Origin of the sequence: Mycetocola saprophilus, assembly GCF_000718085.1 — a bacterium.
GTDB lineage: Bacteria > Actinomycetota > Actinomycetes > Actinomycetales > Microbacteriaceae > Mycetocola > Mycetocola saprophilus.
The window spans coordinates 183,765-194,427 of the sequence record NZ_JOEC01000004.1; the positions used below are offsets into that span (position 1 = coordinate 183,765).

14 protein-coding genes are annotated in these 10,663 nt (G+C 64.7%); 12 read left to right on the forward strand and 2 right to left on the reverse strand.

All coding sequences use genetic code 11. The features are described 5' to 3' along the window. Positions 1-94: 94 nt before the first annotated feature. Positions 95-1,381, reverse strand: coding sequence for a sensor histidine kinase (locus IE92_RS0114795; RefSeq protein WP_081864170.1), 1,287 nt, complete (start codon positions 1,379-1,381; stop codon positions 95-97). Next, entirely contained in the window at positions 1,374-2,042 is a 669-nt protein-coding gene (locus IE92_RS0114800; RefSeq protein WP_030149281.1) for a response regulator transcription factor, read from the reverse strand. The genes IE92_RS0114795 and IE92_RS0114800 overlap by 8 nt, the downstream gene beginning before the upstream one ends. Before the next feature lie 99 nt (positions 2,043-2,141). Between IE92_RS0114800 and IE92_RS16900 the strand changes: the two genes are divergently transcribed. The 12 genes from IE92_RS16900 (at position 2,142) to IE92_RS19185 (ending at position 10,625) form a co-directional block, all read left to right on the forward strand. After that, the gene (locus IE92_RS16900; protein WP_043322265.1) at positions 2,142-2,687 is read left to right on the forward strand and encodes a GNAT family N-acetyltransferase; all 546 of its coding nucleotides are present in this window, start codon (positions 2,142-2,144) and stop codon (positions 2,685-2,687) included. A 62-nt stretch (positions 2,688-2,749) separates the two neighbouring features. Beyond that, positions 2,750-3,196 (forward strand): FAS1-like dehydratase domain-containing protein, encoded by a 447-nt coding sequence (locus tag IE92_RS0114810; RefSeq protein ID WP_030149283.1) that lies wholly within the window; start codon positions 2,750-2,752, stop codon positions 3,194-3,196. A 2-nt stretch (positions 3,197-3,198) separates the two neighbouring features. After that, a complete protein-coding gene (locus tag IE92_RS0114815) occupies positions 3,199-3,627 on the forward strand; it encodes a MaoC family dehydratase (RefSeq protein ID WP_245601316.1) in 429 nt (142 codons plus the stop codon). Between the two features lies 1 nt (position 3,628). After that, positions 3,629-4,759, forward strand: coding sequence for a UDP-N-acetylmuramate dehydrogenase (locus IE92_RS0114820; protein ID WP_030149285.1), 1,131 nt, complete (start codon positions 3,629-3,631; stop codon positions 4,757-4,759). Between the two features lie 249 nt (positions 4,760-5,008). After that, positions 5,009-6,127, forward strand: coding sequence for an ABC transporter substrate-binding protein (locus IE92_RS0114825; protein ID WP_030149286.1), 1,119 nt, complete (start codon positions 5,009-5,011; stop codon positions 6,125-6,127). Then, on the forward strand, positions 6,128-7,048 hold the full coding sequence (locus tag IE92_RS0114830; protein WP_156027603.1) for an ABC transporter permease: 921 nt from the start codon (positions 6,128-6,130) through the stop codon (positions 7,046-7,048). It abuts the gene before it with no gap. Further along, entirely contained in the window at positions 7,045-7,884 is an 840-nt protein-coding gene (locus IE92_RS0114835) for an ABC transporter permease subunit (protein WP_245601314.1), read from the forward strand. Before IE92_RS0114830 ends, IE92_RS0114835 begins: the two co-directional genes overlap by 4 nt. Further along, positions 7,877-8,944, forward strand: coding sequence for an ABC transporter ATP-binding protein (locus tag IE92_RS0114840; protein ID WP_030149289.1), 1,068 nt, complete (start codon positions 7,877-7,879; stop codon positions 8,942-8,944). Before IE92_RS0114835 ends, IE92_RS0114840 begins: the two co-directional genes overlap by 8 nt. Before the next feature lie 120 nt (positions 8,945-9,064). Further along, positions 9,065-9,541, forward strand: coding sequence for a GAD-like domain-containing protein (locus IE92_RS0114845; RefSeq protein ID WP_030149290.1), 477 nt, complete (start codon positions 9,065-9,067; stop codon positions 9,539-9,541). Between the two features lie 25 nt (positions 9,542-9,566). Further along, positions 9,567-10,055 carry a T6SS immunity protein Tdi1 domain-containing protein gene (locus tag IE92_RS0114850; protein WP_051702010.1) on the forward strand — a complete coding sequence of 163 codons (489 nt, stop codon included), beginning with the start codon at positions 9,567-9,569 and terminating at the stop codon, positions 10,053-10,055. 9 nt (positions 10,056-10,064) lie between these two features. After that, positions 10,065-10,175 carry a GAD-like domain-containing protein gene (locus IE92_RS18460; RefSeq protein ID WP_156027605.1) on the forward strand — a complete coding sequence of 37 codons (111 nt, stop codon included), beginning with the start codon at positions 10,065-10,067 and terminating at the stop codon, positions 10,173-10,175. A gap of 216 nt (positions 10,176-10,391) precedes the next feature. Continuing rightward, positions 10,392-10,625, forward strand: a complete 234-nt coding sequence (locus tag IE92_RS19185; protein ID WP_425411849.1) for a T6SS immunity protein Tdi1 domain-containing protein — start codon at positions 10,392-10,394, stop codon at positions 10,623-10,625. Positions 10,626-10,663 lie beyond the last annotated feature (38 nt).

The following is a 10,663-nucleotide window of genomic DNA, read 5'->3' on the forward strand; positions in this document are numbered from 1 at the left end:
CTCGGGGTGACTGGTGGCAACGAGGTCGGCGGCTCGTGTCGTTGTGTATGCGAGGGATGACTGGTGGCCGTTAGGTCGGCGGCCCGATTCGGCCCTATCTAGAGATGCTCGCCCGGGCCTCTTCGGTGAAAACGCCACCGGAGGAAGGGATGGTCACGGTCACCCGTAACCCGCCAGCGCGCCCGGGCTCCAACACCAGGGAGCCGTGATGGGCGGTGACGATTGCATCCACCAGGGCCAGCCCCAGACCGTGAGTATCCGCCGGCCGCTGGTTGTCGGATCCCGAACCCACAGAAGCCACCGGCTCGGCGAGCCGGGCCCGCACCCGGAAGAACGGCTCGGTGAGCCGGGTGATCTGCTCGGGGGCCAGCTCCTCGCCGGAGTTTTCTACCCGCAGCAGCGCCGACGCATCGGGCAGCATTGTGGTGCCGACGCTCAGCCATCCGCCGGCGTCCCCGTGCCGAATCGCGTTGCGCACCAGATTGTCGGTGAGCCTACTGAGCAGGACCTTATCTCCGCGCAGCGGTGCCGAGCCCAGGTCGGGGCGCATGTCGATGCCCCGGTTCGCGGCGGCCTCCGCCTGCTCGGCCAGGACCTGGGTGGCGATGTCGGCGAGGTTGGTCTCCTCATGACCGGGCGGATTCGCCCCGATCGTGGCGAGATCCAACAGCGCATCCACGATGATCAGGTTACGGGTGTTGGTGACCGCGAGCTTATCGAGCAGCGCGGCGGTTTCGGGATCCACGTTTCCGTCCCGGGCCACATCCAGCAGCAGCGCGGTGGTGCCGAGCGGGGTGCGCAGCTCATGGGAGGCGTTGGCGGCGAAGCGTTCGTGGGCGGCGAAGGTCTGTTCCAGCCGCTCCAGCATGGTGTCAAAGGTGGTGGCCAGACCGGTGAATTCGTCGCGGGCGCCGGTGGGGGCGAGGCGATGGCTGAGCTCTCCCGCGGCGGCACGGGAGGCGGCGCGGTCGAGGTCGCGCAGCGGGCGCAGGATCCGCCCGGCCATCACATAGCTCAGGAAGATTCCCAGGGCACCCAGCAGTACCAGTGCGGTGATGCCGATCACCAGGGCGGCGCGGAACAGGTCTTCGGGACTCGACACCTCCCCGATTGCCACGGCAACCCCGGCCGGTGCCGGTGCGGTTGTGGGCAGGGTGGCCCCGGGCACCGGGACCAGGGTGGCCTGGCCCGTGGTGCTCAGCGGTGACGTCGTGACCGTCCCGAAGTTATAGGAGGGGAGGTAGCGGATCATGATCGAGATCAGCACCACCATCGCGGTGCCCATGGCCAGGATCAGCCCCGAGGTGACCAGGGTGAGCCGGGTGCGCGCGGTGAACCGGGCCGGACGCACCTCGGGGGTCGTAGTCGTTTCCCTAGGCATCGCGCAGGCCCAGCCGGTACCCCACCCCGGAAACCGTCTGAATGACCCAGGGCTCCCCGAGCTTCTTGCGCAGGGCCGAGACGGTCATCCGGGTGGAGTTGGTAAACGGGTTGGCGTTCTCGTCCCAGGCCTTCTCCAACAGGGTCTCGGCGCTGACCGGGGATCCATCGGCGGCGAGGATGATCTCCAGCACCGCAAACTCCTTCCGGGAGAGCCGGATCGGGGTGCCGTCTCGGGTGACCTCGTGACGGAAGGAGTCCAGCTCGATTCCGAATCCCGAAAGCACCGGGGGCAGCGCTCGCCGCGGACGCCGGGCCAACGCGCGGATGCGGACCACCAGCTCGGCAAGGTCGAAGGGCTTTGTCAGGTAATCGTCAGCCCCCAGCTCGAATCCGGCGACCTTTTCCCCGAGGCGGCGGGCCGCGGTGAGCATGAGGACGGGCACCGGGTCGGGGGAGTCCACGATCCGGCGGCACACCTCGTCGCCGTGCATCCCCGGAAGATCGCGGTCCAGCACACACACGTCGTAGTCATTGATAGACAGGAGTTCCAGCGCCTCCAGGCCGTCGTGGCAGACATCCACGGCCATCGATTCCCGGGACAGCGCGATGCGCAGGGTGTCGGCAAAAATCTGTTCGTCATCAACGATGAGTACCCGCATGTTCACTCCCGGGGTTCTGCGCGCACGCGAATCGGGCGGCACCGCCAGTGAACCACACCGGATATAAAAAAATCATCAGATCGGGTTTACAATTTTTTAGTGAATACCCTAGCTCTGCGCCTTGCCACCGAATCCGATATCCCCACCATCGTTCCCCTGATTGTCCGCGCGTACCGCGGGAATGAGTCCGGCTGGACCAGCGAGGGCAACATGTTTGAGCACGACCGGATTAACGAGACCGAGATGCTGGCCGAGCTGAGTATCCCCGACACCGACATGATTCTGGCCCACGCCGAGGATGGCACGCTTGTGGGTTGCGGCCTGATCCGAAAGATCGCCCCGGACCGCGCCTACTTTGGCCTGTTCGCGGTGAACCCCGACTACCAGGGGGGCGGCGTCGGCAAGGCCGTGCTCGCCCGGGTTGAGGAGCATGCGGCCACCGTCTTTGGTGTGGATGCAATCGAGATGACCGTGCTGGGCCCGCGCCCCGAGCTGGTCGAGTTCTACGGTCGCCGCGGCTATGTTCCCACCGGTGAGATCCGCGAGCTGCCCGCCGAGGTCATCCTCAGCGAGAGTGGCAAGCTCCTCGACATGAGCATGAAGGTCCTGCAGAAGGACCTGCACCCGGCCTCGGTCGCCGCCTAGGCGACCGGGGACCCTCCGGTCAGATTCCGGCCCGGGACTCTCGCGCCCGCTATCCTGGGAGGGTGAGTGTAAATCCTGAACTGCAGGGCCGCACCCTGCCGCCGAGCGCAAGTTATCTTGTGGGTCGCGAGAAGGTGCGCGAGTTTTCCCGTGCCGTCTTTGCCCAGAGCCCGCTGAACCACGATCCGGAGGCCGCGGTTGCCGCGGGCTATGCCGACGTGGTCGCCCCGCCGACCTTCGCCGTGGTGGTGCAGGAGCACGCCCTCGCGGAGCTGCTCGCGCTGCCGGACACCGGAATCGATTTTTCCCGGGTGGTCCACGGCGACCAGCGCTTCAGCTTCACCCGGCCCATCGTGGCCGGCGACCTGCTGACCGCAACCCTGACCGTAACCTCGGTCAAGACCCTCGGCGCGCACTCCATGGTGACCGCCGAATCCCGCATCGTGGATGCATCCGGCGACCACGTGGTCACCGCGATCTCCACCCTGGTTGTACGAGGTGACGAGTGAGCATCCCCCAGATTTCCGAGCTGACCGTGGGCGACATCGTCGCCGAGCGGACCATCGAGCTCTCCCGCGACAGCCTGGTGCGTTACGCCGGTGCCTCGGGTGACTTCAACCCGATCCACTACCGGGACGACGTTGCCGAGAGCGTCGGCCTGCCCGGCGTCCTCGCCCACGGCATGCTGACCATGGGTCTCGCCGTGCAGCCCGTGGTCGACTGGGCCGGCGATCCCGGACGCGTGGAGGACTACCAGGTCCGCTTCACCCGTCCCGTGGTTGTAGACCCGCAGGATGGTGCGACCGTCTCGATCGCCGCCAAGATCGGTCAGATCGACGCCGAGGCGCAGACCGTCCGGGTCGACCTCACCGTGTCCTTCGCCGAGCAGACCGTCCTGGGCAAGGCCCAGGTGCGGGTGCGTCTGGCCGAGTCGCTCTAGCGTGGGCGTTCACACCCTCGCCGAGCTCACCACCTTCCAGGTGGGTGGGCCGATTGCCGCACTGTACGAACCGCAGACCCACGACCACCTGGTGGAGACCCTCCGCGAACTGTGGTCCGAGGGGGAGGAACCGCTGATTATCGGTGGCGGCTCCAACCTGGTTGCCGGAGACGAGGGCTATGACGGTCCGGTGGTGCGCATCGCACACCCCGGACTCGAGGTGGTTCCCGCCGAGCCCGGTCGTATTGTGCTGCGTGTGAGCGCGGGTGTGGTGTGGGACGACCTGGTCGCCCACACGGTGTCCAGTGGATGGAGTGGCCTCGAGGCGCTGAGCGGGATTCCCGGCTCGGTCGGGGCCGCCCCCATCCAGAACATCGGTGCCTATGGCCAGGAGGTGTCGGCGGTGCTCAGCGCGGTCGAGCTGCTGGACCGTTATGGCGAGGATCCGGTCTGGGTGTCCGCCGACGAGCTCGAGCTCGGGTATCGCACCTCGGTACTCAAGCGTCACCGCGGCGAGCCCGCCGAGCGTGACGCGGTGGTCCTGACCGTCGAATTTGTGCTGACCGATGCCGCGGGTAACAGCGCCCCGATTGCCTACGGTCAGCTCGCCGGTGCGCTGGGGGTCGAGCTCGGCGCCCAGCTGCCGGTGGCCGATGTGCGCGCCAGCGTGCTCGCCTTGCGGGCCAGCAAGGGCATGGTCCGGGACCTGTCGGACCGCGACACCTTCAGTGCCGGTTCCTTCTTTACCAACCCGATCGTGCCGCTGGCCGCCGCGCGCTCGCTGCCCGAGGACGCCCCGCGCTGGCCGGTCACCCCGGTCGCCGTGGAGCCCACGGTCATTCCGCTGGATCACTACACCGGCGAACTCCCCGACTATGCCCCCACCGCGGCCCCCGAGCTGGTTAAGCTCAGCGCCGCCTGGCTGATCGAGCATGCGGGGATCTCCAAGGGATTCCGCCTGCCCGGATCGCGCGCCGCGATCTCCAGCAAGCACACCCTGGCCCTCACCAATACAGGCGGGGCCACCGGCGATGAGGTCGCCGCCCTGGCCCGTTTTGTGCAGGCTCGCGTCTCGGCGGAGTTCGGGGTGCAGCTGGTTCCCGAGCCGGTGCTGGTCGGCGTCGAAATTTAGTACCGCAAATCGGACCGGATTTATCACGATTCGGTCACGTACGTTATGCGTTTAACCTCTGGTCAGATGTCATTTCCTCGGAGCGGCTCCGGAAGCGGTTTTTGCTATTAGGGGAGCATTCACCTCCGCGTTACCTTCTGTCCCGGTCCCGTATTTCCATCCTGTTAGCGTGAGCGCAGCAGGACGATGAGGTAGTCAGGACCCGACCGATGAGGGCCTCCACTTCGTCCGCTACTGGAGGAAACAGACATGAAGGCTCAGCGCGGATGGGTTGTCGCGCTCGCGGCTGCCGCGATCGTGACCCTCGGACTCAGCGGATGCTCCGCCGACGCCGCCCCCGCCGACGGAGGCGCTAAGGCCGCCACCGCTACCAGCGCCAAGGACCTGGGAGGCATCGACAAGCTCGTCGAAGCCGCCAAGGCCGAGGGTCAGCTGAACGTGATCGCACTGCCCGAGGACTGGTCGAACTACGGCAAGATCATCTCCGGCTTCGAGAAGAAGTACGGCATCACCGTGAACTCCGCTTCGCCGGATGCCGCCAGCGCCGAGGAGATCAAGGCCGCCAAGGACCTCAAGGGCCAGAACACCGCCCCCGACGTCTTCGACCTGGGCACCGCCGTGACCCTGGCGAACACCGACCAGTTCGCCAAGTACCAGGTGGAGAACTGGGCCGACATCCCCGACGCCAACAAGGAGAAGTCGGGCCTGTGGTACAACGACTACACCGGTGTGATGTCGATCGGTTATGACTCCAACAAGGTTCCCGCCCCCACCAAGCTCAGCGACCTGCTGGGTAAGGACTTCGCCGGCAAGGTTGCCATCAACGGTGACCCGACCCAGGCCGGTGCCGCCTTCGCTGCCGTGGGCATGGCCACCGTGCAGAACGGTGGAACCCTGGATGACTACAGCAAGGGCATCGAGTTCTTCTCGGACCTGAAGAAGGCCGGAAACTTCCTGCCCCTGGACCCCACCCCGGCGACCATCGCCTCGGGTGAGACCCCGGTTGTCTTCGACTGGAACTACAACAACATGGCTCAGGAGTCCAAGGTTCCCGGTTGGAAGACCGTGGTTCTGGACGGCGACGCCCTCGGTTCCTACTACAACCAGGCCATCAACGTAGACGCACCGCACCCGGCGGCTGCTCGCCTGTGGCAGGAGTGGATCTACTCCGACGAGGTCCAGAACCTCTACCTCCAGGCCGGCGCACTGCCCGTTCGCCTCGCCGCGATGGACAAGGCCGGCACCGTGGACAAGAAGGCCCTCGACGCCGTGGGTGTCGAGCCGACCTCGCTGATCCAGGCCACCCCGGAGCAGACCGAAAAGGCCGCTAAGCTCCTCGGTGAAAAGTGGGCGGCTGCGGTTCAGTAAATGACCCCATCCGGCTCTGCCCGGACCCGCCGGCTTCCTCGCAACAGCGGGGGAGCCGGCGGTCTGGGCTCGGCGCAGCGGCTGATTCCGGGCCTCGGCCTGGTTCCGTTTGCGCTCTACGTACTGATTTTTCTGCTGATCCCCACGGTTCTCGCGCTCACCACCGGTTTCTTTAACCGTTCCGGCGCGTTTACCTGGGACAACGTCGCGGCCCTTGTCGACCCGACCGTTTTGAGTACCTTCGGGAACTCGCTCTGGATCTCGCTGCTCACCGCGGCACTCGGCGCCCTGATCGGTGCCGTGATCTGCTACGCGCTGCTCTCGTTCTCGCCGACCTCGCGCCTGCGCGCCTCGGTCGAGGCCATCTCCAGCGTGCTGGCACAGTTCGGTGGTGTGATGCTCGCGTTCGCGTTCATCGCCACGATCGGTGTGCAGGGTCTGCTGACCGTCCTGCTCAAGGATGTTTTCGGATTTGCCCTCTACCCGGGTGAGATCTGGCTCTACCAGATGCCCGGCCTGATCCTTCCCTACCTGTACTTCCAGATTCCGCTGATGGTGCTGACCTTCATGCCCGCGCTCTCGGGTCTCAAGCCCGCGTGGACCGAGGCCAACGCGACCCTGGGCGGAACCTCCTGGACCTTCTGGCGTCGCGTCGGCATCCCCGTGCTGGCCCCCGCGTTCGCCGGTGGATTCCTGCTGCTGTTTGCCAACTCCTTCTCGGCGTATGCAACCGCGGCCGCCCTGATCAGTCAGGGCTCCCAGATTGTGCCACTGCAGATTCGTACCGCGCTGATCTCCGAAACCGTCCTCGGTCGGGAGAACCTGGCGGGTGCGCTGGCGCTGGGCATGATCGTGATCATGATTGTGCTGATGCTCGGCTACTCGGCCCTGCAGGCCCGAACCGCGAGGTGGCAAAAGTGAGCGCCGTGAAAACCCTGGGTTCGGCCCGTAAGGTGCGTGCCTCGCACTCGCTGGCCCCGCGCCGTCCCTTCGCGGTCATCGTGCTGGTGGTCTTCGGACTGCTGTTTGCACTCCCGCTGATCGCGATGGTGGAGTTCAGCCTGCGCACCACCACCGGTCACGGTCTCGAGCACTGGACCGGACTGTTTGATCCAGCCAACGAGTTCCGCTATCGCCCGCTGTTTGGGGGCCTGGTGGAGTCGCTGACTCTGGCGCTGATTGCGATTGCCATCGTGATCCTGGTGCTGCTGCCCACAACCCTGCTGGTGCGCCTGCGCTTCCCCAAGCTGGTGCGGGTGCTGGAGTTCATCACCGTGATTCCGATCGCCATCCCCGCGATCGCCCTGGTGGTGGGTCTGGCACCGGTGTTCGGTGCGAGCATCCGGATCCTTGGTTCGGGCACCCTGGTGCTCGGCCTGATCTACGGTGTGCTGGTGCTGCCGTTTGCCGCGCGTGCGCTGGATGCCAGCATTCGCGCGGTGGATGTCCCGACCCTGGTGGAGGCCGCGCGTTCGCTCGGTGCCTCCTGGCCGCGGATCTTCCTGCGGATTCTGCTCCCGGTGCTGCGTCGCGGCATCGTGGCGGCGGCGTTCATCTCCATTGCGGTGGTGCTTGGCGAGTACACCATCGCGTCCCTGTTGAACCGGCAGAACCTGCAGGTCGCGATCGTGGGAATCTCCCGCAGCGACCCGTATGTCGCGGTGATCTTCTCGCTGCTCGCCCTCGCCTTCGTGACCGCGCTGCTCGCGGTGATCGGGCGTATTGCGACTCCCAAACGAAAGGTCTTTGATGTCTGATCCGACCCCCACCACACAGCGCTCCGGCGTGAGCGTGCGCTTCCGTGCGGTCACCAAGGAGTATGGGGCACAGCGTGCGCTGAACGGACTGGACCTCGACATCCAGCCGGGCGAGTTTGTGGCCCTGCTCGGCCCCTCGGGCTGTGGCAAGACCACCGCCCTGCGCTCGCTTGCGGGCCTGGAAACCGTGACCAGCGGCGAGCTGCTGATCGACGGGGAGGACGTAACCCGGGTTCCGGTGAACCGTCGCGACCTGGGGATGGTGTTCCAGTCGTACTCGCTGTTCCCCAACCTCAACGTGATCGAGAACGTGGAGTTCGGCCTGCGCACCCGCAAGGTGCCCGCCGCCGAGCGCACCGCTCGCGCCCAGGAGATGCTGGACCGGGTGGGCCTGGGCGACTTCGCCGAGCGCTTCGCCCACCAGCTCTCCGGTGGTCAGCAGCAGCGTGTGGCACTGGCCCGCGCGCTGGTCACGCGTCCGCGCGTGCTGCTGCTGGATGAGCCGCTCTCGGCGCTGGATGCCAAGGTACGCACCCAGCTGCGGGACGAGATCCGGCGCATCCAGCTGGACCTCGGCATCACCACGGTGTTTGTGACCCACGACCAGGAGGAGGCCCTCGCGGTCGCCGACCGGATCGCGGTCATGAACTCGGGCAAGATCGATCAGATCGGCACCCCCGAGGAGCTGTACCGCCGCCCGGAGACCGGGTTTGTGGCCAACTTCATCGGGCAGTCGACCCTGCTCACCGCGCTGGTCCACGAGGGCCGGATCGCGCTGCTCGGTCGCGAGATCGACCTGACCGATCCGCTGCCCGAGGGTGCGCTGGCCCGCGTGCGGGTGCGTCCGGAAAACCTGGCGCTGGAATCGTTTGAACACGGCGAGGGCGAGCCCGGTGCCGTGGTGACCACGAGCTTCCTCGGCTCGCTGCGTCGCACCACCGTGCACCTCGACTCGGGTCTCTCGATCGTGGTGCAGCACTCGGCCGAGGACACCCCCGAGGTCGAGTCCCGGGTGCGCGTGCGCCTGCTGCAGGACGTGGTTACCGCCCACGTGGACTAGTCGTCACGCCGTTCCTTCACCCCACATCGCCCCGCGGATCACGAGTCCACGGGGCGATTGTGGTGTGCGGGGTCCGACACCGTGATTGCACGGCCGGGCCATTCATGTTTGGCTAACGGCATGGAACTATTCACCGATTTTCAGCGTGCTGCCCCGGTACCCGATGAGCTTATCGAGCGGTATCGCGGGTATGTGCCGGAGCAGTTGCTGGAGTATTGGAAGCAGCAGGGGTTTGGGAGTGCGCGGGACGGGTTTATCAAGCTGATTAATCCGGATGAGTATCGAATCCGTCTGGAGGGATACTTTCCGCACCCCCATATGATTCCGATCATGGCGACGGGGCTGGCGGACATCGTGGTGATGATCGAGGGCACGGTGCGGATCCTCCAGTATCGGTACGGCACCTATGCCGGGCTCTCTTCAAACTTCAAGTACCTGCCCTCAATGCTTGCCTCGGACACGTTTATTGATGAGTTCTTCTCGTGGCAGCCGTATCCGGAGGCGTTGGCTCAGCAGGGTCCGTTGGCGTTTGATGAGTGTTTCGGGTACGTTCCGTTGCTCGCGTTGGGTTCAGCTTGCGTCGCCGGTACCCGATGAGCTTATTGAGCGGTATCGCGGGTATGTGCCTGAGCAGTTGCTGGAGTATTGGAAGCAGCAGGGGTTTGGGAGTGCGCGGGACGGGTTTATCAAGCTGATCAACCCGGACGAGTATCGAATCCGACTTGAAGGGTTACTTCCGCATCCCCATATGATTCCGATCATGGCGACGGGGCTCGCGGATCTTATTGTGTCCATTTCGGGCCGAGTGGTGATCCTGCGATACCGGCACGGTACCTATGGCGGTTTCACTTCTAATTTCAAATTTCTGCCATCAATGATGGAATCCGATACGTTCATGCAGAAATTCTTATCCTGGGCACCGTACCCCGAAGCTGTCAGCGCTCAGGGGCCACTTGAATACGATGAGTGCTTTGGGTTTGTTCCGCTGCTGGCTCTTGGTGGGCCCGAACGGGCTGACCACCTGCAGAAAATGAAGCTGATTGAACACATCCAACTCATTCATCATCTGGTGGGGCCGCTGCCGCCATTCGCTGAAGTGATGACCCTGTAGCCTCGACACATGGTTGAACTGTTCACTGATTTTCAGCATGCTGCACCGGTACCGGACGAGCTTATTGAGCGGTATCGCGGGTATGTGCCGGAGCAGTTGCTGGAGTATTGGACCCAGTAGGGGTTTGGGAGTGCGCGGGACGGGTTTATCAAGCTGATCAATCCGGATGAGTACCGCATTCGTCTGGAGGGGTGCTTTCCGCACCCTCATATGATTCCGATTATGGCGACGGGGCTGGCGAATATCGTGGTGATGATCGATGGCACGGTGCGGATTCTTCAGTATCGGTACGGCACCTATGCCGGATTCACATCCGATTTTGAATTCTTGCCCTCAATGCTTGCCTCGGACACGTTTATTGAGGAGTTCTTCTCGTGGCAGCCGTATCCGGAGGCGTTGGCTCAGCAGGGTCCGTTGGCGTTTGATGAGTGTTTCGGGTACGTTCCGTTGCTCGCGTTGGGTCTCGTGAGCAGACGAGATCATTCCGACTTCAACGTAGACTGTTCATGGGGCCACGGGTTCCGGATATTAGAGATATCTAGTTCCAGTACAAGCAGGCAAGTGCGGTGAATATCGAATTGTCATCTATTAAAATGCATTATGCAGAT

Coding starts and splice junctions, on each gene's coding strand:
- IE92_RS19185 (WP_425411849.1), top strand. CDS start 10,392: ATGCTTGCCTCGGACACGTTTATTGAGGAGTTCTTCTCGTGGCAGCCG.
- IE92_RS0114830 (WP_156027603.1), top strand. CDS start 6,128: ATGACCCCATCCGGCTCTGCCCGGACCCGCCGGCTTCCTCGCAACAGC.
- IE92_RS0114800 (WP_030149281.1), bottom strand. CDS start 2,042: ATGCGGGTACTCATCGTTGATGACGAACAGATTTTTGCCGACACCCTG.
- IE92_RS0114825 (WP_030149286.1), top strand. CDS start 5,009: ATGAAGGCTCAGCGCGGATGGGTTGTCGCGCTCGCGGCTGCCGCGATC.
- IE92_RS0114840 (WP_030149289.1), top strand. CDS start 7,877: ATGTCTGATCCGACCCCCACCACACAGCGCTCCGGCGTGAGCGTGCGC.
- IE92_RS0114795 (WP_081864170.1), bottom strand. CDS start 1,381: ATGCCTAGGGAAACGACTACGACCCCCGAGGTGCGTCCGGCCCGGTTC.
- IE92_RS0114845 (WP_030149290.1), top strand. CDS start 9,065: ATGGAACTATTCACCGATTTTCAGCGTGCTGCCCCGGTACCCGATGAG.
- IE92_RS18460 (WP_156027605.1), top strand. CDS start 10,065: ATGGTTGAACTGTTCACTGATTTTCAGCATGCTGCACCGGTACCGGAC.